This is a genomic window from Parabacteroides faecalis, assembly GCF_022809355.1.
GTDB classification, from domain to species: Bacteria; Bacteroidota; Bacteroidia; order Bacteroidales; family Tannerellaceae; genus Parabacteroides; species Parabacteroides faecalis.
The window spans coordinates 1-22,655 of the sequence record NZ_JAKZMM010000025.1; the positions used below are offsets into that span (position 1 = coordinate 1).

Here is a 22,655-nt window from a genome sequence, read left to right on the forward strand (position 1 = left end):
TTTTGCAACACTAAGATAAGTGAAAATTCTGACATGGCAAAATCCTGGGCAACTTTTTGTTGCTCAGGAACTTATAAATAAAGTTAAATTATAGTGTTGCGGAATTAAGGACTAATTAATTGTAGGCAAATATAAGTTCTTTATGAAAAGTAACCATGAATTTCGGGAAAAAAATTACATATTCATGTCTATTTTATTTCATCTCAAATAAATCTCTGTCTTAAAAATATGTTTTAGGAAATGTTTTATCCACAGGTGCAGATAAAACCTATATATCAAGACTTTCTCCGGGCTGTTGGAGCAGATTGAACGAAACGCCTTTTTCTTGGGCGTATGTTCCAAACGGAAGCGTAAGTTCCGGCTTTTCCCAAAAATGCATCGGAATGAATTGTTTTACATGTATTTGCTGAATGAATTGTTCGGCACCTCGGGCAAATTCACTTCCGATTCGCGGATCGACCGGAAACAGGGCAATGTCGATGTTGTTGCATGTTGCTTTCAAAATCTTTATTTCATGCAGGAAGTTTCCTTCGGCTTCTTTTACTTCCTGTTCGGTCGATTCGTCTTTCCAATGCCAGTTGTTGAGGTCTCCTGCATGGAAGATATGCTTGTGTTCGCATGTCAAAAGAAAGGATACGCCTACATCTGTCGAGCCGAAAGCCTGAATCCGGATCAGAGCATCTTCGTAAATATCTCCTTTGGTCAGGAATGTCGCTTCACTGGCCATTGCCTTTTTGTGTTTCAGGATATCTTTACTTAATAAGTAATGAATATTCTCCTTTTGTTCTTTCCAGGAAAAGATTTCCCGGCTGAAGTGATCCGGATGAAAATGTGACGACAAGATATAAAGAGGTTCCGGCTTTTGGAGCAAGATGTCGTGTACATAACCTTGCTTTCCCTTCGTATCTTTATAGTAATCGAATAGAATAGAATAAGCCGGAGTCTCCAGAGCAAAACAACTGTGATAAATATATGTCAGTTTCATAAAAAGCTTTTTATAAAGAACACTACATACGGCTCTTTTGTTCTTGTCCGGCTCCTGTTCCTTTATATTTGCTTTTGCTGGCATTGAATTTATAGCGTATTGTCAGTCTAGCTTGGCAATGTGTGGAATGCTCGTCCATTTGCATGGTTTGCCGGTCGCTGACATACATGATAAAACTACGTTTATAACTATCCAATACATTCCATGCGTCGAGCTGAAGGGTCAGGTTGTCGTTGAGGAAGCTCTTTTGTAGGGAAAGATCTGCTCTCCATGAGGGTTTTAAGAAACGACCGTTTTGAATATCTCCTTTCGTCTTGTATAGGAAATCAACATCCAGTAATATTCCCCAAGGCAACTGAAGGTTGTTATTCCAGGTGATGGTTCCCATCGGGTTATTCAGTTTCAACGGCCCTTGAGGCGTTTGGGTTGTGTACCATTGTTTTGTTACCTGAAATCTCCATTGCGGACGCCAGAATCCGATGGTAGGAGCAATGGTCAGTCCGGCAAATACCTTGTCGTACGTCGGAGCATTAGCCAGTGATATGAGCATAATGGTCGGATTTTCTTCGTCGTATAAGCTTGTTACGTTGATGACCTTGTCTTTGATACGGTTATAACCGGTACTTACTTGTAGCCATCGGTATGTTGCTCCCAATGTTACGTTTTGAGTCAATGTCGGTTTCAATAGAGGATTTCCGGTTTCGTATGTATATTTGTTAGCATATAATACATTGTTACGCAGATCCCAATAGGACGGACGAGCAATATCTGTCCGGTAAGCCAGTTGGATGTTTATCCGTTGGATAGGAAATGACAAGGAAAACGTCGGGAACAGATTATTGTATGTCTTGCTTTGTTCGTCTATCCGTTTGCCTTCTACGTAATAGTCGGATGAGGTATATTCATAGCGCAGCCCTATCTGGGTTTGAACTTTTCCGAAATTCTTTCCGTATTCGGCGAAGATGGCTCCCATGTTTTCACGGATACGACTGTCGTCATCATTGAGAATTCCTTCCGGATTGATGAAGAGATTCCCCCGGTTTGTATATGTATATTCACCACCCAAAGCTAACTCGCCGTCCCATACGGGTTTGGAAAGTATCAGTTTGGTAGCATATAACGAATTGCTTACGTCATTGAATGAGGAAACTGTCCGGGTTTCTTCTGCTTGATTGGGTATGCGGGTAACTTCATCGATGTTGTTTTCTTTATGGATATCACTCCAGTAACCATCCAGGTTTAAGTCAACGTTCCAGTTATTGATTTTTCCCGTGTAGTAGGCATTCAGCTGATGGGTGTCATCTTCATCGGTTTCGAGATTCGGACTGTAAGTGCTTTCTGTTGGTTCATGGTCTTGAAATACTTCTGTATTCAGGATCATGTTCATGGTATTTTCCGGCGTTTTATCATATCCGTAGCGAATACCGATGGCGTTATTCTCGTCGAAAGTGTAGTTCAAGGCAAGCTGTGCGCCTAATCTTTTGTCAGTTCCATCGGTGAAGACGGTTGATTCCTGTCTCCAATATTGCTGGAGATAGGTATCTTGGTAAAAATCTTTGGAGGACCATCCGTAAGAACGAGAACCGTAGATCATGCCCGACAAGTCAAAACTCCCTTTACGATAGTTGAAGTTAAACTGTTCCAAGGCGCTCCAGTCGCGGTTGTATTGAAACATGGCGCGATTGTCGAATCCAAAGCCTTCGCCTTCAACCTTCTTGGTAGCAATTCGTATAACTGCTGTCACTTCAGCTCCGTATCGGGCACCCGGATTGTTGATGACTTCTACCGACTTGATGTTTTCTGCCGATATCTGATCCAGTTCTGTCAGGTCTCGTACTTTACGTCCGTTGATATAGATTTCCGGTGTTCCCCTTCCGAATACGTTTATTTCTCCGTCTTGAGCGGTTACATTCGGGATTTTGTCAAGTAATTGTTCGGTAGTTCCAGCTTTTTCCAGTACGGTTCCGCTTACGCTTGTTACCATGGCATTTCCTTTCATGCGGGTAATGGGTAATGAACCCTTTACTACGACTTCGCCTAATTGCTGTACATCCGAGGCCAAACGTATGATGCCTAAATCTGGCGGATTGATGGATTTATAGATGGTCTCAAAGCCAATAGACGAAATGCGGACGAGCTGGTTGGAGGCTGTTGCTTCCAAGGCGAAAGAACCGTTTTCATCACTCATCGTACCCGTTACGAACGATGAATCCGGAAGCGATAACAATACGATATTGGCATAGGGTAAAGGCTGATCTTTTTCATCGACAAGTTTTCCATGGATCGTTTGTGCTGAAAGAGGTATGCTTCCTGCTAATAGGAAACAGGTAATGATGTTTTTAATCATCTGGTTTGCTTTTTAAGTTTGACATCCTGTATTATAAATAAGAAGCGTGAGACTTGTTCTGTCCATTGAAAAACAGGTATCGCCAAACACCTTGAGGAAATGGACGAAGAAACAATATTCTCACGCCGTATTGTGTATGACGAATAGGATATAGCCACCAAGGACCATACCAAATTGCATACAGACAAACACAGAATGAGCGTTACATTGTCTCTATCCTTCCTCTGAAATTGGCGATTTCGTTTTTCAGGATAAAGCAAAAACGCTTAGTTTACGTCAGCGGATTTCTCCCGCTTGTATCGCAAATATACGTTTTTTTCCAATGCAACGCTCTTGAGAGAATATTATTTCTTCAAAAATACATAAAAAGAAGAGATACTGGATATAGATGTAAAATCTTTTTATTTATATCGTTTCACCCGTGTGAAATGATCGTTCCACAAGTGTGAAGAGATCGTTCCACCCAGGTGAAACGATCGTACCACAGAGGTGAAACGATCTGTTTTTAGGCAGAAACGCCTTTCTTTCTAAAGAGAATAGGTGATAATATACCCATGTTTGAAAGAAAAGCTGGCTATATCTCTTTCTTATTCCTAAGGATTTTGTCGGTTCATTATGGATAAGACAAAACTTAATAAGATTTTTTAATAAGCTTTCATTCTGATTTTTGTCAACCAATTTTGTTTATTTTTTGTTGTATAACTGACTATAAATACTGATTTATTTCTACCTTTGCGACAAATAGAACATTTATAAGTTTATGGAAAAGATTAGAGCAGCCATCGTTGGTTATGGCAACATTGGAAAGTATGTTCTGGAGGCTTTGCAAGCCGCTCCTGATTTTGAAGTTGCAGGCGTTGTACGTCGTAATCCTAATGATATTCCGGCCGAGTTGCAGGCTTATCCGGTTGTAGATCATATCTCGAAACTGGAAAAAGTAGATGTGGCTATCTTGGCAACTCCGACCCGTCAGGTTGAACATTATGCAAAAGAAATCTTGGCTTTAGGCATTAATACAGTAGATAGCTTTGATATTCATGGTGGAATCGCCGACCTTCGCCGTTCGTTGGACGAAGTAGCGAAGGCTCACAACCGGGTTTCTGTTATTTCAGCCGGTTGGGATCCGGGAAGCGATTCAGTTGTTCGTGCTTTGTTGGAAGCGATGGTACCGAAAGGTATTACATATACGAACTTTGGTCCGGGTATGAGTATGGGACATACCGTAGCTGTTAAGGCAATTGAAGGTGTAAAGGCTGCGTTGAGTATGACAATCCCATTGGGAACCGGCGTTCATCGTCGTATGGTTTATATCGAAGTGAAAGACGGATACGATTTCAAGGATGTAGCTGCCGCAATCAAAGCCGACGATTACTTTGCTCATGATGAAACACACGTGATGCAAGTTGAAAGCGTAGATAACCTGTTGGATATGGGACACGGTGTAAACTTGGTACGAAAAGGTGTATCGGGTAAAACACAGAATCAGTTGATCGAATTCGACATGAAGATCAATAATCCGGCTTTGACAGCTCAGATTCTGGTATCAGTTGCCCGTGCAAGCTTGAAGCAGAAACCGGGAGCTTATACGATGATCGAATTACCAATCATCGATATGTTGTATGGCGATCGCGAAGCCTTGATCAGAAGACTTGTTTAATTTCATAGAAGATTGAAAGTTGAAAACCGGAGAGTGCGGAAGGCATTCTTCTCTTTTCAACTTTCAGTTTTTTATTTTCAATCGAATACTTATGTTGGATTTTATCACATGGACAGCCGATCCGGCCATCTTCTCAATCGGTTCAAGAGAGATTCGATGGTATGGCTTGGCTTTTGCTGTTGGTTTCTGGATTGGATATATAATCGTTCAGAAGATGTGGAAGCAAGAGAATCTTAAGCCGGAATGGATCGATTCCTTGTTGATGTACACCATTTTTGGTACTGTCATTGGCGCTCGCTTAGGGCATTGTCTGTTCTATGCCCCGGATTATTATTTAGCCAACCCGATAGAAATCTTGAAAATCTGGGAAGGAGGATTAGCCAGCCATGGTGGAACATTAGGTATCATTATCGCTATTTACTTTTATTCCAAGCGGATTACCCATAAAAGTATGTCGTGGACGTTCGACAAGCTGGTTGTTCCGACGGGATTGGTCGCAGCCATGATTCGTTTGGGTAACCTGATGAACCACGAGATCTATGGTCATCCGACGGATCTTCCCTGGGCTTTCCGCTTTATCGAGAACTTACATGCCTGGAAAGCCGGTGCTGAACCGATATTTTCTGCGCCGAGTCATCCGACACAATTATACGAAGCACTTTGTTATCTCCTGACGTTCTTCCTGTGTATGTGGTTGTATTTCCGCAAAGAAGCCTGGAAACGCGAGGGACTTATTTTCGGAGTATTCATGATCTGTATCTTTACTTCCCGTTTCTTCATCGAATTCCTGAAGAACGACCAGGAAGCTTTTGAAGCAGATATGCTGTTGAATATGGGACAACTGCTGAGCATTCCGTTTGTATTGGCAGGAATTTGGTTTGTTGTGAGAGCTTGTCGTGCTCAGGCAAAACCCAATCATTAAAATAAATCTATAATATATATGTATAAGCTGAAGGAAATTGCTGATAAAGTTTATTATGTTGGCGTAAATGATCGCCAGAAGGTCTTGTTTGAAAATATGTGGCCTTTGCCTTATGGCGTTTCTTATAATTCGTATCTGATCATTGATGAAAAGACTGTATTGGTAGATACGGTGGATGTTTGTTATTCGGATGTTTTCTTGAAGAAAATCGAAGATGCACTGGGGGGCCGTACACTGGATTATCTGATCGTTAATCACATGGAACCGGATCATTCCGGAAGTATCCGCCTGCTTCGTCAGCTTTATCCGAATGTTCAGATAGTAGGAAACAAACGTACTTTCGACATGTTGGAAGGTTTTCACGGAATTAATACCGGACTGTTGGAAGTAAAAGACGGAGAAACTTTGAACGTTGGTCGGCATCAGCTTTCATTCCATCTGGCACCAATGGTACACTGGCCGGAAGTGATGGTAACATACGATGCTACAGATAAGATTCTTTTCTCTGCTGATGCTTTTGGAACATACGGAGCATTAGACGGAGCTGTCCTGGATGTAGACATGAATCTGGATCACTATTGGGATGAAATGCGTCGTTATTATGCCAACATTGTAGGTAAATACGGTAATCCGGTACAAAAAGCCTTGCAGAAGCTGTCGGGTTTGGAAATTAAAACCATTTGTTCAACCCACGGACCGGTATGGACAAAATATATTCCAGACGTAATCAAAATCTATGATCAGCTGAGTCGTTATGAAGGACAAGACGGAGTGGTTATCGTTTATGGCAGTATGTATGGTAATACCGAGCAGATGGCCGAAGCGATTGCTTCATCATTGGCAGAACATGGAGTGAAAAACATCGTTATGCATAATGTAAGCAAGAGCCATGCTTCTTATATCTTGAAAGATATCTTCAAATATAAAGCTGTTATTATTGGTTGTCCGACATATAGTAACCAACTTTATCCGGAAATCGATTCTCTGTTGCAGAAGATCGAAGTACGCGAAGTTAAGAACCGTTTGTTCGGTTATTTCGGTTCTTTCTCATGGGCTGGAGCAGCCGTAAAGCGTCTGGCAGCTTTTGGAGAAAAGATGAACTGGGAAGTTGTTGGTGCGCCAGTTGAACAAAAGCAAGGCTTGAAACCTGATAAGTATGAAGCTTGTTGGGAACTTGGTAAAGCCATGGCAGAAAGAATCTGATTTTTTTCGGATTAAATGAATTAAATGTGTACATTTGTGAATGTTTTGTTTTTGAACATTCGCACATTTAAAATATAATATTATGAGACTTATTATTGAACAGAATTACGAGCAGTTGTCAAAATGGGCAGCTAATTATGTTGCCGCCAAGATTAAACAGGCAAATCCGACGCCGGAAAAACCATTTGTATTAGGTTTGCCAACCGGATCGTCTCCGTTAGGCATGTATAAGAACTTGATCGAGTTGAATAAGAAAGGAGTTATCTCTTTCCAGAATGTAATTACTTTCAATATGGATGAATATGTTGGACTTCCGAAAGATCATCCTGAAAGTTATCATTCTTTTATGTGGAATAACTTCTTCAGTCATATCGATATCAAACCGGAAAATGTAAATATCCTGAATGGTAATGCTGAAGATATCGAAGCAGAATGTGCTGCATACGAAGCAAAGATGAAAGCTGCTGGTGGTGTTGATCTGTTCTTGGGAGGTATCGGACCTGACGGTCATATAGCATTTAATGAACCGGGCTCATCATTGGCTTCTCGTACTCGTATGAAAACATTAACTACTGATACGATTATTGCCAATTCCCGTTTCTTCGATAACGATGTAAATAAGGTTCCGAAGACTGCTGTAACCGTAGGTGTTGGAACTGTTCTGGATGCAAAGGAAGTTTTGATTATGGTAAATGGTCATAACAAAGCACGTGCTTTGCAACAAGCTGTAGAAGGTGCCGTTAACCAGATGTGGACAATTACAGCTTTGCAGTTGCATCCGAAAGGAATCATCGTTTGTGATGATGCTGCTTGTGCTGAATTGAAGGTCGGTACATACAATTACTTCAAGGATATCGAAAAAGATCATCTGTGTCCGGATTCTCTGTTGAAATAAATAGTTTAATTAGATATTCATAAAGATGGCGTCGTTTCGGAAATTCTGAGACGACGCTTTTTTATGTTTGTCGTCAATCCCGATATATTTTGTGGAACTTGATAAAAATATGTATCTTCGGGAAATATTAAATCTGAATACTCATGAAACGGAAACTTCTGTCATTTTTATTCTTTTCGTTGGGAGTTTGTTCTTTATGGGCCCAGGATTTGGCTTTGGTCGACTCACTTGAACAGCAGAAGTCGCTTTATGAGCAGTTAAAGAAAGATGATGCGCGTTCTTTTACTTCGCATCTGAATTTTCAGTTCTGTACTTCACTTACAACCAGTTTCCAGGATTTTGCATTAGATCAGGCTCGATTCAAGTTGAATCGTTTGCGAATGGAAGTTCTGGGGCGTTTCTTTGATAAGTTTTCCTATCATTTCCGCTATACTTATAATAAATATACGAATCCAAATACCGTAGATGAATTGTCAACGCATGTCGAGTTGGCAAACATGGGTTGGGACATAACGGATCGTTTTACCTTGACAGCCGGTAAACAGTTCTTTATGTTGGGTGGATATGAATACTATGTCAATTCGATTCTGGTGCGGGAATTCTCGGACTTTAATAATTATACACCAGCTTATCTGACTGGCGTTTCGGGAACTTACCACTTAAAGCCGCATCAGTCGCTTACGCTTGAAGTAGCGAATAACCGAGTGGAAACAGAAGCAGAGATACATGTTGGCGAAGAGGCTTCTTCCATGCCTAAAGTTCCGTTGATGGGTGCGCTGAATTGGGTAGGAAAATTCTATGATGATCAGGCTTTGCAGTTTTATTATTCGGCAGCTGCCGGACAAATTCTGCGTAACCGGAATATATATTACCTGACTTTTGGAAATGTTTGGGAAAGAGGTCCGATTCTTGCTTACCTAGATTGTTTGTATTCCCGGGAAGAAGTTGATTCTAAAGGATTGGTTTCGTCTATTCAAACCTTGGAGAAAGAATCTCCTTTAACGGCGCAATATGTTCAATATCTGACCTGGATAGCCAATTTTGATTATCGTTTGCATCCGAAATGGAATATGTATGTCAAAGGAGTCTATGAAACCGGCAGTGTTTATAAGGATAATTGGATCTATAAGAAAGGAACATATCGTCAGACTTGGAATACACAGTTTTGCGTAGAGTATTATCCTTTGAAGCGAAAAGACCTACAAGTCTTCTTGCACTTCTCGATGCAGAAAATTCATTTTCCTGAACTTGCCAGACAAATCGGGGGAAAAGATTTCTCTACCCAGCAAATCATGTTGGGAATGCTTTATACCATTCCGGTGATTTAACCTTTCTATTTTATTCAGATACATCAGATTATAAATGTTATTTGGGTAGCTTCATTTTTAATGGGCTACTCAAGGGCCTTTATTTTGCCTTTATGGCAAGCCTTTTCTTTCAATCAATCGTTTTGATGTACTTTACATTCGAACGCATTTTTAACCACCTACTTTCGATCCTCTTGCTTTTCTTGTCTAAAAATTACTTTTGATTACGTGCAACCCTTCGTTTTCCAACTATTTACAGCTCCTTATTAACAAATATTAATCCGTTGAAATTTGTTGTAAATCGCTTAATTATTCGTACATTTGTGCCGAGAAACTTTTTGTATCATATGAGTGAATTAATTGCATTACCTGGGTGAATTGATTGAGTCACAAATGTGATTTGATCAATTCATAAAGGTGATTTAATTAGTTTCTCGGATATAAAAGACGAATTGACGGTAAAAACGGAATAAAAAATGTCAGCGAATTACGACTTCTATCAGAATCCCAAGCTGCCGGGAAGCAAGAAAAAAGCACGATACCATGCTCGGATTGTTCCGAGTGGCACAATAAGCACGGAAAAACTTGCAGAAGAAATCCAGAATCGGTGTAGTTTATCGACGGCAGATGTAAAGGCTGCATTAGTAGCTTTAGCCGATATTATGGCAGAAAAGTTACGGGATGGTTATAGCGTTCATTTGGATGGAATCGGATATTTGCAGATGACATTGAAATGTCCGCCTGTTAAATCTCCGAAAGAAGTACGTGCGGAATCGATTCAATTTAAGTCGGTTGCCTTTCGTCCGGCAGCACGGATGAAACATCTGTTGCAACGGACTGATTTTGTTCGTCAGAAGGATAAATCGCATTCAAAGACTTATACGGACACACAAATCGATGAGATGGTGGCTGCTTACTTTGAAGAGAAGGAAACATTGACCCGTAGTCAATTCCAGGAATATTGCGGACTAACGTATTCAACAGCTGTCCGTCATTTGAAACGTTTGCGGGACGAAAAGAAGATTGTCAATATAGCTTCCTTAAAGCATCCGTTGTATCGGAAAGGAAATTGAGGGGGGGAAAATTGGTAGCCTTATTTCTATCCACTGATATACTGCCTTCTATAGAATAAAACACCGGCAATATCTGCTAAGATCCAACCGATGGGAACAGACCACCAAATGCCGTTGTAACTTAAACTCGGGATAGCGGCCAGCGAATAGGCGAGGATGACTCTTGTTCCTAGTGAAATAATGGTCAGAATAAGGGAAACGGAAGGACGGGATACTGCTCGGAAATATCCGTAGAACAGGAATAAATAACCGATTCCGATGTAGAAGCTTCCTTCGATTTGCAGATAGGCGACACCGATTGATATGATTTCTTGTTCGGATGCTGGAATGAATATACTCATCAGTTCGGCGGCAAAGAAGAAAACCAGTATAGATACGATACCGGCAAACAACGTAGTTGTCAGCCAGGCACAACGGATTCCCCGGCGAATCCGGTCTTGTCGTCGGGCTCCGAAGTTTTGGGCGATGAAGGTTGAAAAGGCATTTCCGAAATCTTGTACCGGCATATAGGCAAAGGAATCGATTTTAACGGCGGCGGCAAATGCGGCCATTACGGTTGTTCCAAAGCTGTTTACAAGTCCTTGTACCATTAGAATGCCCAGATTCATGACCGACTGTTGCATACAAGTCAGGTAAGAAAAGGAAGCAATCTTCCGAATAGAGGAAAAATCTATCTGTCGGTCATCGCGCGATAAACGTAATTCCGGGAATTGCTTCCAGGTATATAGATAGATACCTGCGGCAGAAACGATTTGAGAGATAACGGTTGCCAAGGCAAGCTCCTTCCACACCCATTTTCAGTCCTACCATGAACAGTACATCCAATACGATATTAAAGGTAACTGATATAAGCAGAAAATACAACGGACTGGAGGAATTACCCACCGAACGAAGCAGAAAGGCATAGAAGTTATAGACAGCCATCGGTATCATGCCCAAGAAGATGAGAAAAAGATACCGGTAAGTCATTGCTTCAAGTTCGGGTGGCGTTTGCAGTATCTTGATGATGGGTGAAAGGAAAGCCAGCGACAAGATATTGAGTAGTAGCGTTGTTCCTCCTACGATCAGCAGGGAAGAGAAAATACTTTGTTTCATCTGTCGGATGTCTTTGGCTCCGTATTGAATGGAAAGGACGGCACTACATCCCATACATAAGCCGATAAAGATGGAAGTAATAAAGACAATCAGGGCGTAAGAAGAGCCGACTGCTGCCAAAGCCTCTGCACCCAGTACCTGACCAACGATAAGTGTGTCGGCAATATTATAACATTGCTGCAACAGGTTCCCCAGCATAAGCGGTAAGGCAAAGCGAAGCATACTGCCAGCAATGGGGCCATTGGTCAGATCTCTTTTATACAGATGATTCATGCCTGAAAAGTTTTAAGGAGCCAAAGGTATAGATAGTTTTCTATTCCTTGGCTCCTTTTTCTTATTTCTTTTCCGGGAATGTTTATAACTTCAGCGGTGTGCCGTTGTAGAAGTCCAGAATCTTGGTCCGGAAAATGAATTCATATTTGGATTGTGCCTGTTCGGCTAAGCTTTTTGCATACTTGGTTTTTGCTTCGTTGAATTCGAATACCGTACTCTTTCCTGCGTTGTACCGGTCTTCGGCATACTTGAAAGCTTCCTCGCTTGCCTGGACGGATTTGTCGGATGCCAAGTACTTTTCTTGTGCAGCCGTTGCATTATAATAAGCCTGTTGTATCTCTTTATAGAGCGTTTTCTTGGTATTCTCCATCATCAGTTCCTGATTGTGAATACCAATACGTGCTTGACGTACACTGTTCCGTACCTGGAAACGGTTGAAAAGTGGAATACTTAACGAGAAACCGATGGTCTTTCGTCCGTTCTGTGCCAACTGATCCGAGAAAGCGGGCATTTCAACATCTCCGGTATAGTAATGATAATAACCATTGGAATAGCTGGCTCCGAAGTTAATCTTCGGATAATAATACGACTGAGCTACTTTCAATTGCTTTTTCATACTTTCCAACAGATACTCTTGTTCCTTGATTTGAGGCTTGAATGTTACTGCCTGTTGATAAATATCATCCGGCGGAATAATACTGCTCATATAGGTATTGACTGCGTTATCCGTTGCCGGTGTGACGATATCAAATTCCGTTCCACTCCGTTCCAGCTCCAGACTCTGTGCCAAATCCAGCAAAGCCAGCTTGACATTATTGCGGGCTTCAGTCAGCGATACTTCATCGTTGGCAGCCTGCGCCTTGATATCATAGAGTTGTGACAAAGGAACTTTTCCCGCTTTTACCATGGCTTCCGTCTTGGTGATTTGCTCTTGACTCAAGGCCAGTTGTAGTTCGGCAATTTTTGCCATCTCTTTGTTGTATAAAACCTGCAAATAATACGAAGCAATGTTGATAGAGAGATCTTCTTTCGCTTTATTCAGGTTTTCTACGGCCGCTTGCAGGTTCAATCGTTTGGCTGCAATGTCGTTTGGAATCTTAAAACCGTCGAAGATCGGCATCGACAAGGAAATAGAAGCCGAACTGTTGGCTGAGTTCTGGTCTACAATCACACCCGTCTTCGAAGGAGAACGGCCAAAGTCGAAGTTCTGTCCGATATTCGCATTCAAGTCAGGCAGCCAACTATACTTACTAGTATGCAATTCCACCTTCTTATTGTCATGATCGAGCTGCCGTTGCTTCAGATCTATATTATGTTCTATCGCATAGCGGATACATTCTTCGAGCGACCACGTCTTGACTGGCTCGTTACTCCAGGCTGGAGACGAAAGCAAGCAGGCGGAAATACCTGTTAATAGAATCAATCGTTTCATAACATCTGCTGCTTAAGGGTTATTTTTCCGGTTGAATAGCTGCGCCACGAATCTTCGTATCCTTATCCAGTCCGCTTTTAACTTCAATATTGATACCGTCGGAAAGACCGATTTCGATTTGTTTCTTTTCGAACACCTGTTCCGGTTTCTCCTGTTTCAACAGATAGACGAAGGTAGAATCACCATTAAATTCGACCGTACTTTCAGGGATAGTCAATACACTGTCAGCCCGTTTAAGAACAATCTCGGCGTTGGCACTGTAACCGGCACGGATAAAAGCATCTTCCGGTACTTGCAAAGCCGCCTTAATCTCGAACTGAATGGCACCGTTCTCTTCGACACCTTTCGGAGAAACGTATTCCAATTGTGCATCCAGCTTGCGGCTTTCCATCGCTCCAATAGTCAGTTTGATAGGCATTCCTTCGTGAATACGACCGATTTCGGTTTCATCTACTTTGCCTTTAAAGATCATATCGTTCATATCAGCCACCGTCGCAATCGTTGTTCCGTCGTTGAAGTTATTTGCCTGGATCACTGAGTTACCTACCTTAACAGGAATATCCAGAATCATTCCCGTTATCGTACTGCGGATTTGGGTCGTACTGCTTACGTTGGAGTTTTTGGAAATACCGTCACGTACAATCTCTAATTCGCTTTGGGCTGTGTTACGTTCTTCTACAGCCTTTTGATAATTCGCCTTGCTGGCTTCGAACTCTTCTTGGGCAATAACACCCTGCTGGTAGAGTTGTTCGTCTCGTTTATAGACTTCTTCTACCTGTTTGAGGGAGATTTCCGCCAGATTAACCCGAGATTCGGCACTGTTTAATTGTACCATTTCCGGAATTACCTTAATGGTTGCAATGATTTCTCCTTGCTTTACCATCTGACCGGCTTCTTTCTTCAGTTCAGCAATAATACCGGAGATTTGAGGTTTGATAGCAACTTCGTAACGAGGTTCTACATTTCCTGTCGCTACGGCTTTTGTTTCTACGTTACCGATAGTTGGTGTTACGATCTCATACACCGTAATTACCGGTTGTGCCTTCTGCCAAAGGAAATAGAAAGTTCCTCCTACGGCAGCGAAGATAATGACAAGCAACAGCGTTCTCATAATCTTCTTCACGATTCTGTTCTTCATATTCATTGAGCTTTTTTATATTATTCATCTCTTAATGCATCGATTGCCTTGATTTGCATAGCACGCCATGCCGGAATCAGTCCTGCCAACAGTCCACTGATTAATAGAATAATGGTGGCGGCAACCGCTGTTTGTATATTGACACTCGGATCTTTAATCACAATATCATCGCTGGGTGTAGCTGTCAGGATACGATTGACGAAGTCTAATAAGAATACGCCTGTACTTAATCCCAGTAAGCCAGCCATGGCTGTCAGCATAAGACTTTCACTCATTACCTGCGAAATGATATCGAAAGGCTTGGCACCCAATGCGCGGCGTACACCAATTTCCTTAGTCCGTTCCTTAACCGTTACCATCATGATATTACTAACTCCGATAATACCTGCTAATAAAGTTCCTAAGCCTACAATCCAAATCAGAATATCGATTCCCATAAACAACAGATAAAAGGTGCGAAACATCTCAGCAATGTTAATGGTTCCCAAAGCCTGCGGATCTTCCGGCGCAATTTCATTCTGCTGAAAGATGATTTGCTTGGCTTGCTGGATAATCGCTTCCACATCATAGTTTGGCAGAATACTGATGGCAACCAGGAAAATCTTATCGCCAAGATTCATACTCTGTTGCAAAGTGCTGAACGGAATAAATACACTTTCATCAGAGCGCCCATTGATATTCATGTTGGTTGATTTGGCTTTTGTTACACCGACAACCTGATAATACAATCCGTTTACCCGAATGTATTTCCCGCACGGATTCCCATTCTGGAAAAGAGCTTTATTAACATCCATTCCGATGGTACATACTTTTCGTTTCTCTTTCTCATCGATCGTGTTGAGCGGACGACCGAACAACATATCTTGCGTCTCAATGAAGAAGTAGGCAGGAGTAACACCTTTTACATGGTATGTACCACTGTTTTGTCCGTATACTACATTCTTATCGTTACTGCTTCCAAAGATCATTGGTGCGATCTGATCAACACCTTCTACTTCCCGTTGGATAGTTGCGACATCCCGATTACGCAAATCCCAGCTTCTTCCTTTATTAAATCCTTTATAAGGTATGCTAGTCTTGTCTGCATAAAAGAAGACAGAGTTGGTGGCAACACCTTCCGTCTCGCCCAAAACCGCATTCTTTAGTCCTGTTCCTGCTCCTAAAAGTAAGACCAACATTAAGATTCCCCAAAAGACACCAAAGCAAGTCAGCAGGCTTCTTGTTTTATTTCGGGTGATGGTTACCCATATTTCAATCCATCTGTCTCTATCGATTAAAAACATACTCGCTCCTTTCTTTATTCAGTTCTCATGGCTTCGATGGCACTGATACTAACAGCTTTCCGGGCAGGAAAGTAACCTGCCAGCACGCCTGCTATGACAATCAATAGTGTTGAAGCTAAAGCGATACTTAAATTAACTGTCGGGTTGAGGAAGATCGTACCACCTTGTCCCGGATTTTCACCGACTCCGGCTGCTTCCATCCCGCTATTGATCAGCTCTGTCAGTCCGATTCCTCCCAGCATACCGATATATCCGAAGACTGCTGTTACCAAAATAGATTCCGTAATGATCAGGCGTAGGATAGAAGACGGCTTGGCTCCGATTGCTTTTCGGATACCAAACTCCTTCGTTCGTTCACGAACTGTAATCAACATGATATTACTTACGCCTACGATTCCAGCAATTAAGGTTCCGATACCGACAACCCATATAAACAAAGCAATACCGTTCATGATATTATTCATCATGCGGAAGCTCTCAGCCGTGTTCCACATACCGATAGCATTGGTATCAGTCGGATCGAATTGATGTAGCTGAGCCATCAATGCCCGGAAGTCTTTCTCGAATTTCTCGTTGGCTTCCTTAGTGACGACACCGTTTAAGGTGAAGGAAAAGCTGCTGAATCCATATCCTTTATTATACAGACTGCGAGCTGTGGTGAAGGGAATATAGGCGGGCGCATTGTTGCTTTTCTCATCGTCGTTGTATATACCCACGACCTGCCACATCAGTTTCCCTGCTTTGATGTATTGTCCCAACGCATTCTGTCCGGGAAAAAGGACTTCAGCCATACGTGGACTTAATACGATGACTTTGCGCTCTTCCCGCATATCCAGATCGTTGATGAAACGTCCGTTCTCTGATTTTACATTTACATAATTGATCTTTGCATGGTCGGGGAAGACGCCTTGCATTTCTCCTCTGATAAATTCTTTATTGACATAGAGTGTATCGTTGTGCCAAACGTTGGCTGAGAGCAGATCAATTTCCTTGAACCGGTTCTTCAAGATCGGCAGGTCTGTTTCCTTGAAATGAATGACCCGACCGGATTGCATACCTTTCCATGGCTTATTGGTGTAACCATTCCAGACTTGAACTTTGTTCATCGACATGTTCCGGAAGTTATGCATCACGCCGTTCCTCAGTCCGTTTCCGGCAGCCAACATAATGATCAGCATAAAGATTCCCCATGAAACGGAGAAGCCGGTCAAGAACGTACGGAGCTTGTTCTGCTTGATGGTACTCCAAATCTCTCTAAAATCATCAAATTCAAACATGACCTTTCCCTTTTTCTATATTCGAAATCAATCCGTCCTTCAGGCGAATGATACGATCAGTCGCATCGGCTACTGATTGTTCATGCGTGACAATGATCATTGTCATTCCTTCTTTGTTGACGTTACGCAGCAATTCCATGACTTCAACTGTCGTCTTACTATCCAACGCTCCGGTAGGTTCGTCTGCCAAAATAATCTGAGGTTTGGCAATCAGGGCACGGGCAATGGCCACACGCTGCTTTTGTCCTCCAGACATTTCGTTGGGCATGTGTTCAGCCCAGTCCTTTAATCCGACCATATCCAGATAATCCAACGCCATGGCATTTCGCTTCTTTCGGGAAATACCCTGGTAGTAAAGAGGAAGCGCGACGTTTTCCATAGCATTCTTAAACGAAATCAGATTAAACGATTGAAAGATGAATCCGATCATCCGGTTTCTTAATTCGGCTGCCCGGCTTTCACTTAAGTCTTTGATCAGTTGCCCGTTCAAAGTATAGGTTCCCGTGTCGTATGTGTCGAGAATACCGAGGATATTCAGTAAAGTCGATTTCCCGGAACCCGAAGCTCCCATGATAGAAACCATTTCTCCTTTTTCGATATCCAGGTTGATTCCTTTCAAGACATGGAGTGGTGCTCCATTAAAATACGTCTTGTTGATGTCTCGTAGTTCGATCATTGCTTTAATGTTTATGTATTAGACGCAATGCGGATTGTTTTTGTTACAAATTTGCATCGATAATTTTCGGTATTGTACCAACTTTTCATCAGATTCACGCTCTCTTTTCCTGATCCACTTCTCTGATCTGGGCTGATACTCGAAGCCTTGTGTTCCATTATGCTTTCGCATTGTTCTATCTGTTAGCGAAACAAATGTATGAATATAATAAGTACCTTGTATCACATGATACTTAATATTAGGGATATTTAACGGAAAGAATTAAGAAATAGAAAACAAATTGGAGAAAATAGGGCGTAAATAAAGAGGTTTAAGATAAGAACTAATGATAAATTAATCTAATTTAGAGAAGAATTGTTATGTGAAAAAGTAACGGATTATAGGGAGAACCGAAGACTGTTTGGTCTTTTTCGTCAATATTCCCTATAATCCGTTGACTGAAATGTATCAAAATGATTATTTATTCCGTTTTGGATGGAATAAGTTTCCGGCGGGATTTTACATCCGTTCCGGAACTTCAATACCCAATAAGCCCATGCCTTCCTTCACGATCTTGGCAACGTTGGCTGAAAGAACCAGACGGAATACTTTCAGTTGTTCGTCAGCTTCGTGTAAGATTGAGAAGTCATGGTAGAACTGATTGTATTCTTTTACCAAATCGTATGTATAGTTGGCTATCAGCGCCGGACTATAAGTTTCGCCAGCTTCTTTTACGACTGCTTTGAAGTTGGCCAACATTTGGATCAATCCTTCTTCTTTTTCCGAAAGCTCGAAGTTCGTTGGTAAGGCAGCCGGTAAAACGATTCCCTGTTCTGCTGCTTTACGCAATACGGAGCAGATACGTGCATGTGTATATTGAATGAAAGGACCGGTATTACCATTGAAGTCAATAGATTCTTTCGGGTTGAATGTCATATTCTTGCGCGGATCTACTTTCAGGATGAAGTATTTCAGTGAACCCAAACCAACCATCCGGGCAATATCTTCGGCTTCTTCCGGAGTCAGACCATCCAGTTTTCCTAATTCCTGAGAGATTTCGCGGGCTGTATTGATCATTTCTTCCATCAGGTCGTCGGCATCAACTACGGTTCCTTCGCGGCTCTTCATCTTTCCTTCCGGCAATTCAACCATACCGTAAGAGAAATGTACCAGACCCTTACCGAATTCGAATCCGAGTTTGTCCAACAGGATTGACAATACCTGGAAGTGATAGTTCTGTTCGTTACCTACCACATAGATCATCTTGTTGATGGGGTAATCGTCGAAGCGCAATTTTGCTGTACCGATATCCTGTGTCATGTAAACAGAAGTACCGTCAGCACGGAGCAAAAGCTTTTCGTCCAGTCCTTCGGCTGTTAAGTTAGCCCATACCGAACCGTCTTCCCGGCGATAGAAAATACCTTTTTCCAATCCTTCCAGTACTTTGCTTTTACCTTCCAAATAGGTTTCAGATTCATAATAGATCTTGTCGAAATTGACACCCATCATTTTGTAGGTTTCATCGAATCCGGCATATACCCAGTCGTTCATCATTTTCCACAACGAACGAATTTCCGGATCTCCGGCTTCCCACTTACGGAGCATTTCGCGGGCTTCCTGCATCAAAGGAGAAGCTGCTTCGGCTTCTTCTTTTGTCATACCCTGTGCTTCGAGTGCCGATGTTTCTTCTTTCAGTTTATTGCTGAACAAGACATAGAAATCACCGATGAGGTGATCGCCTTTCTTGCCTGCCTTTTCGGGTGTAATACCATTGCCCCATTTCTGCCAAGCCAACATGGATTTGCAGATATGGATACCACGGTCGTTCACGATGTTGGTTTTAACTACCTTATTACCGTTGGCTTCCATGATCTTCGACAAGCTATATCCTAACAGGTTATTACGAACGTGACCTAAATGTAAAGGCTTATTTGTGTTAGGAGAAGAATATTCAATCATAACCAGCGGCGAGTTTTCAGTCGCTTTCGTAAAGCCATATTCCGGTGCCGCATTGATTTCGTTCAACAAATCAATCCAGCAACCACTGGCAACGGTCAGGTTTAAGAAACCTTTGATGACATTGAACTCCGCTACAGCCGGTTCGTTTTTTACCAGGTATTCGCCCAATTCTTGAGCAGTCTGCTCCGGAGATTTCTTGGACATACGCAGGAAAGGAAAGACAACCAAAGTAAGATGTCCTTTGAATTCTTTCTTTGTTTTCTGCAACTGTACTTGTGCCTCTGCTACATCTGCACCATACAATTCTTTGATACCGGCAATGACAGAACCGGTAATTTGCTGTTCAATAACCATATCTATCGTCTTCTATTAGCTAATTTTCGGCAAAGGTACGTCTTTTCGCTGATATTTACTGCTTCTATCCGTACGGAAATGAATCCGTTGACTTACTTTTTTACTAAATGAGCATTTTGTCATTTTGTCAAAATACCCCTTTAATCCTTGCGCTGTACGGGAATGAATACGGGATAGTTCGGTTTTATGCGCTGTATTTGGACTTTAGGTTTGACAAAATGGCTGGAAATAAAGCCAATCAATTGACAAGGAGAAAAATGAATAGGCATGGAAGGCGTGTTTTTAATTCTTCTGTTTTTCAGATCGTGAAAACACAAGCAGATTGATAGTTGGATTTGAGTATGGTTGGCGAATAAAAAATGAGCTTTTTGTGGATGGAAAAGGCCCGGAATCCGAAATTCGGGACTTTTATTTCCGTTTCTGCCGGGCTTTTTCGGAAAATATAGGCAGGAAATCGTGAAAAAGTAAGGTCTTTTTTGAAATTCATAGGCATGAATTTCTTCGTTTTCAGGCATGAAAAAGCCTGTTTTTGGTTTGTTTTGTTGAAAAAAGAGCCAAAATGTCGCTGAAAAATGCCTGAATGCGAAAAAGAAGCGTTTATAAAACGGCTATAAAATTGATAAAAAGATACGGATAAGTGTATTAGGTAATCAAAATGATATTTCGGAAAAAGAAAAAAGGCGCAACCGATAAGTTTGCACCTTTGTTTATTATTCCGTGAAAAAATAGAATCAATTCAGCGAATCGTTCAGTTCGTTACTCGGTTTGAACTTAGCCACGTTGTGAGCCGGAATAACGATTGATTCTTTGGTTCTTGGGTTCAAACCCGTACGAGCGGCTTTTTCATTTACACTAAAAGTACCGAAACCTAGAATGGCTACTTTATTACCTGCTTTTAATTCGGAAGCTACTGTATCCACGAAAGCGTCTAATGCCTTTTTGGCATCTACTTTACTCAATCCAGATTTTTCTGCAATTGAATTGATAAATTCTGTTTTGTTCATAATGAAAATAATTATGTAATTAATAGTATGTTTTCGTTTTGAAAATTAGAACGATAAACCGTTCCAAAAGTACTTTTATTTTGTGAGCGAGCAAAATAAATGCTGTTTTTTTTACACGTGAATGATGTTTTATCTTCATTTTTGAGGTTAAAAGCAAAATATATTTACCTTTGCGAGATATAAACCAAAGTTATTGCGCAAGAAAATAAAGTATGATGAATCAAAATGGCGGAGGATTCTTAGATAGAATCCCGGTAGTGACAAAGAATCTTATTATCATTAATCTTTTATTTTGGGTGGCAAGCCTGAGTTTGCCGAAAGCCGGAATCGATCTGATCAGTTTATTGGGATTGCATTTTCCGGGAGCCACCGATTTTTATCCTTTTCAGTTGATTTCCTATATGTTCATGCATGATACGCATTCGTTTGCGCATGTATTTTTCAATATGTTTGCTGTGTATATGTTCGGTCGTGTCCTTGAAAATGTTTGGGGACCGAAGCGTTTCCTGATCTTTTACATGGTGACGGGTATAGGTGCCGGACTGGTACAGGAATTGACCTGGTATTTTGATTTGAGAGACGTGATCAATGCTCCGCAAGAACTGGTGAACATCGGAGGCGGACAGATATTGGACAAAGCTGATTTCTATAATTTGTTTGTAACCGTCGGTGCTTCCGGAGCCGTTTTCGGTATCTTGCTGGCATTTGGTATGCTGTTTCCGAATGTTCCCCTGTATCTGATGTTTGTGCCGATCCCTATTAAGGCTAAGTATTTCGTTATCTTTTACGGATTGGCCGAACTGACTATGGGTGTAGCCAATTTCCGTGGAGACAGCGTTGCTCACTTTGCCCATCTGGGAGGTATGCTTTTTGGTTATTTGTTGATTAGATATTGGAAGAAGAAAGATTTGAGTAATGGACAGTTTTTTATCTAACATACAAACCCGTTTTCGGGAAGGCGATATCTTGCTTCGCATTATTTATGTGAACATTGCCCTCTTTTTGCTGATACGTCTGGCGGATATCTTCTTGTTGTTATTCAATCTCGACGGGACATATTACCTGCGTTATCTGGAATTCCCTTCTTCTTTTGAAGTATTCCTGCGTCAGCCGTGGTCGGTTTTGACTTATATGTTTACGCATTACGAAGTATTGCATGTTCTGTTTAACCTGTTGTGGTTGTATTGGTTCGGACGGATGTTCCTGAATCATTTTGACCAGCGGAAACTGTTGGGCGTCTATTTGTCGGGAGGTATCTTTGGCGCCTTCCTTTTTATGCTGGCTTATAATATTTTTCCTTATTATGCCGATTCGGCGCCTTATAGTTTTCTGTTAGGCGCTTCGGCTTCGGTCATGGCGATTGTTTTCGGTGTTTCGTTTTATGCCCGCGAAGAAGAAGTTATGCTCTTCCTGATCGGACGAATCAAAATCTATTATCTGGCTATTCTGACATTATTACTCGATTTGCTTTCTATTACATCCGGCAATGCCGGCGGTCATTTGGCTCATATCGGCGGTGCCTTGTTTGGTATCCTGTTTGCTTCGCGAATGCGAGCCGGAAAAGATATAACCCGTCCGTTGAACCGTTTGCTTGACAAACTAGCCAACCTCTTTTCCCGCAAGCCGCGTATGAAAGTGACATACAAACGTCCTGAAACCGATTATGAATACAATGCCCGCAAGCAACGCGAAGCTGCTGATCTGGATGCTATTCTGGACAAGCTGAAGCGATCGGGTTACCAGAGTCTTACTTCCGACGAGAAGAAACAGTTGTTTGATGCCAGTAAAAAATAAAG

At 41.7% G+C, this 22,655-nt stretch carries 18 protein-coding genes and 1 pseudogene; 8 read left to right on the plus strand and 11 right to left on the minus strand.

Translation table 11 applies throughout. The annotated features are described in order from the left end of the window. Nucleotides 1–268: 268 nt before the first annotated feature. Both MUN53_RS10475 and MUN53_RS10480 read right to left on the minus strand, forming a co-directional pair. Entirely contained in the window at nt 269–985 is a 717-nt protein-coding gene (locus MUN53_RS10475; RefSeq protein ID WP_243325375.1) for an MBL fold metallo-hydrolase, read from the minus strand. 22 nt (nt 986–1,007) lie between these two features. Further along, nucleotides 1,008–3,332: an outer membrane beta-barrel protein gene (locus tag MUN53_RS10480; protein ID WP_243325376.1), complete on the minus strand. Its 2,325-nt coding sequence runs from the start codon at nt 3,330–3,332 to the stop codon at nt 1,008–1,010. A gap of 760 nt (nt 3,333–4,092) precedes the next feature. On the opposite strand from MUN53_RS10480, the gene MUN53_RS10485 reads away from it, so the two are divergent. The 6 genes from MUN53_RS10485 to MUN53_RS10510 all read left to right on the plus strand — a co-directional run bounded on the left by MUN53_RS10485 (nt 4,093) and on the right by MUN53_RS10510 (nt 10,389). Further along, nucleotides 4,093–4,989: a diaminopimelate dehydrogenase gene (locus MUN53_RS10485; RefSeq protein WP_022456483.1), complete on the plus strand. Its 897-nt coding sequence runs from the start codon at nt 4,093–4,095 to the stop codon at nt 4,987–4,989. A 91-nt stretch (nt 4,990–5,080) separates the two neighbouring features. Continuing rightward, nucleotides 5,081–5,911 carry a prolipoprotein diacylglyceryl transferase gene (lgt, locus tag MUN53_RS10490; protein WP_243325377.1) on the plus strand — a complete coding sequence of 277 codons (831 nt, stop codon included), beginning with the start codon at nt 5,081–5,083 and terminating at the stop codon, nt 5,909–5,911. Between the two features lie 18 nt (nt 5,912–5,929). Beyond that, nucleotides 5,930–7,114 carry an FprA family A-type flavoprotein gene (locus MUN53_RS10495; protein ID WP_243325378.1) on the plus strand — a complete coding sequence of 395 codons (1,185 nt, stop codon included), beginning with the start codon at nt 5,930–5,932 and terminating at the stop codon, nt 7,112–7,114. A gap of 82 nt (nt 7,115–7,196) precedes the next feature. Further along, nucleotides 7,197–8,009, plus strand: coding sequence for a glucosamine-6-phosphate deaminase (gene nagB, locus MUN53_RS10500; protein ID WP_022456486.1), 813 nt, complete (start codon nt 7,197–7,199; stop codon nt 8,007–8,009). Between the two features lie 143 nt (nt 8,010–8,152). Next, a complete protein-coding gene (locus MUN53_RS10505) occupies nt 8,153–9,337 on the plus strand; it encodes a porin (RefSeq protein WP_243325379.1) in 1,185 nt (394 codons plus the stop codon). A gap of 455 nt (nt 9,338–9,792) precedes the next feature. Continuing rightward, nucleotides 9,793–10,389: an HU family DNA-binding protein gene (locus tag MUN53_RS10510; protein WP_243325380.1), complete on the plus strand. Its 597-nt coding sequence runs from the start codon at nt 9,793–9,795 to the stop codon at nt 10,387–10,389. Nucleotides 10,390–10,415: 26 nt separating this feature from the next. Here MUN53_RS10510 and MUN53_RS10515 read toward each other — a convergent pair. From MUN53_RS10515 to MUN53_RS10555, 9 genes and pseudogenes are all read right to left on the minus strand, one after another. Then, nucleotides 10,416–11,757 (minus strand): annotated as a pseudogene (locus MUN53_RS10515) (MATE family efflux transporter). A gap of 82 nt (nt 11,758–11,839) precedes the next feature. After that, complete coding sequence (locus tag MUN53_RS10520) at nt 11,840–13,189, minus strand: TolC family protein (protein WP_243325381.1); 1,350 nt, start codon at nt 13,187–13,189, stop codon at nt 11,840–11,842. A gap of 19 nt (nt 13,190–13,208) precedes the next feature. Continuing rightward, nucleotides 13,209–14,327: an efflux RND transporter periplasmic adaptor subunit gene (locus MUN53_RS10525; protein WP_243325382.1), complete on the minus strand. Its 1,119-nt coding sequence runs from the start codon at nt 14,325–14,327 to the stop codon at nt 13,209–13,211. 20 nt (nt 14,328–14,347) lie between these two features. Further along, nucleotides 14,348–15,610, minus strand: a complete 1,263-nt coding sequence (locus tag MUN53_RS10530) for an ABC transporter permease (RefSeq protein ID WP_243325383.1) — start codon at nt 15,608–15,610, stop codon at nt 14,348–14,350. A gap of 14 nt (nt 15,611–15,624) precedes the next feature. Next, nucleotides 15,625–16,887 (minus strand): ABC transporter permease, encoded by a 1,263-nt coding sequence (locus tag MUN53_RS10535; RefSeq protein WP_243325384.1) that lies wholly within the window; start codon nt 16,885–16,887, stop codon nt 15,625–15,627. Next, nucleotides 16,880–17,563, minus strand: a complete 684-nt coding sequence (locus MUN53_RS10540; protein ID WP_022456496.1) for an ABC transporter ATP-binding protein — start codon at nt 17,561–17,563, stop codon at nt 16,880–16,882. Before MUN53_RS10540 ends, MUN53_RS10535 begins: the two co-directional genes overlap by 8 nt. Nucleotides 17,564–18,061: 498 nt before the next feature. Next, nucleotides 18,062–19,855 carry an arginine--tRNA ligase gene (gene argS, locus MUN53_RS10545; RefSeq protein ID WP_243325385.1) on the minus strand — a complete coding sequence of 598 codons (1,794 nt, stop codon included), beginning with the start codon at nt 19,853–19,855 and terminating at the stop codon, nt 18,062–18,064. Nucleotides 19,856–19,995: 140 nt separating this feature from the next. Next, on the minus strand, nt 19,996–20,370 hold the full coding sequence (locus MUN53_RS10550; protein ID WP_243325386.1) for a hypothetical protein: 375 nt from the start codon (nt 20,368–20,370) through the stop codon (nt 19,996–19,998). A gap of 216 nt (nt 20,371–20,586) precedes the next feature. Continuing rightward, the gene (locus tag MUN53_RS10555; RefSeq protein WP_022456498.1) at nt 20,587–20,859 is read right to left on the minus strand and encodes an HU family DNA-binding protein; all 273 of its coding nucleotides are present in this window, start codon (nt 20,857–20,859) and stop codon (nt 20,587–20,589) included. A gap of 212 nt (nt 20,860–21,071) precedes the next feature. Here MUN53_RS10555 and MUN53_RS10560 point away from each other — a divergent pair, with 212 nt between their 5' ends. After that, complete coding sequence (locus tag MUN53_RS10560; protein WP_243325387.1) at nt 21,072–21,794, plus strand: rhomboid family intramembrane serine protease; 723 nt, start codon at nt 21,072–21,074, stop codon at nt 21,792–21,794. Then, nucleotides 21,775–22,653, plus strand: a complete 879-nt coding sequence (locus MUN53_RS10565) for a rhomboid family intramembrane serine protease (protein WP_022456500.1) — start codon at nt 21,775–21,777, stop codon at nt 22,651–22,653. The genes MUN53_RS10560 and MUN53_RS10565 overlap by 20 nt, the downstream gene beginning before the upstream one ends. Nucleotides 22,654–22,655 lie beyond the last annotated feature (2 nt).

Coding starts and splice junctions, on each gene's coding strand:
- MUN53_RS10475 (WP_243325375.1), bottom strand. CDS start 985: ATGAAACTGACATATATTTATCACAGTTGTTTTGCTCTGGAGACTCCG.
- MUN53_RS10480 (WP_243325376.1), bottom strand. CDS start 3,332: ATGATTAAAAACATCATTACCTGTTTCCTATTAGCAGGAAGCATACCT.
- MUN53_RS10485 (WP_022456483.1), top strand. CDS start 4,093: ATGGAAAAGATTAGAGCAGCCATCGTTGGTTATGGCAACATTGGAAAG.
- lgt (WP_243325377.1), top strand. CDS start 5,081: ATGTTGGATTTTATCACATGGACAGCCGATCCGGCCATCTTCTCAATC.
- MUN53_RS10495 (WP_243325378.1), top strand. CDS start 5,930: ATGTATAAGCTGAAGGAAATTGCTGATAAAGTTTATTATGTTGGCGTA.
- nagB (WP_022456486.1), top strand. CDS start 7,197: ATGAGACTTATTATTGAACAGAATTACGAGCAGTTGTCAAAATGGGCA.
- MUN53_RS10505 (WP_243325379.1), top strand. CDS start 8,153: ATGAAACGGAAACTTCTGTCATTTTTATTCTTTTCGTTGGGAGTTTGT.
- MUN53_RS10510 (WP_243325380.1), top strand. CDS start 9,793: ATGTCAGCGAATTACGACTTCTATCAGAATCCCAAGCTGCCGGGAAGC.
- MUN53_RS10520 (WP_243325381.1), bottom strand. CDS start 13,189: ATGAAACGATTGATTCTATTAACAGGTATTTCCGCCTGCTTGCTTTCG.
- MUN53_RS10525 (WP_243325382.1), bottom strand. CDS start 14,327: ATGAAGAACAGAATCGTGAAGAAGATTATGAGAACGCTGTTGCTTGTC.
- MUN53_RS10530 (WP_243325383.1), bottom strand. CDS start 15,610: ATGTTTTTAATCGATAGAGACAGATGGATTGAAATATGGGTAACCATC.
- MUN53_RS10535 (WP_243325384.1), bottom strand. CDS start 16,887: ATGTTTGAATTTGATGATTTTAGAGAGATTTGGAGTACCATCAAGCAG.
- MUN53_RS10540 (WP_022456496.1), bottom strand. CDS start 17,563: ATGATCGAACTACGAGACATCAACAAGACGTATTTTAATGGAGCACCA.
- argS (WP_243325385.1), bottom strand. CDS start 19,855: ATGGTTATTGAACAGCAAATTACCGGTTCTGTCATTGCCGGTATCAAA.
- MUN53_RS10550 (WP_243325386.1), bottom strand. CDS start 20,370: ATGCCTGAAAACGAAGAAATTCATGCCTATGAATTTCAAAAAAGACCT.
- MUN53_RS10555 (WP_022456498.1), bottom strand. CDS start 20,859: ATGAACAAAACAGAATTTATCAATTCAATTGCAGAAAAATCTGGATTG.
- MUN53_RS10560 (WP_243325387.1), top strand. CDS start 21,072: ATGATGAATCAAAATGGCGGAGGATTCTTAGATAGAATCCCGGTAGTG.
- MUN53_RS10565 (WP_022456500.1), top strand. CDS start 21,775: ATGGACAGTTTTTTATCTAACATACAAACCCGTTTTCGGGAAGGCGAT.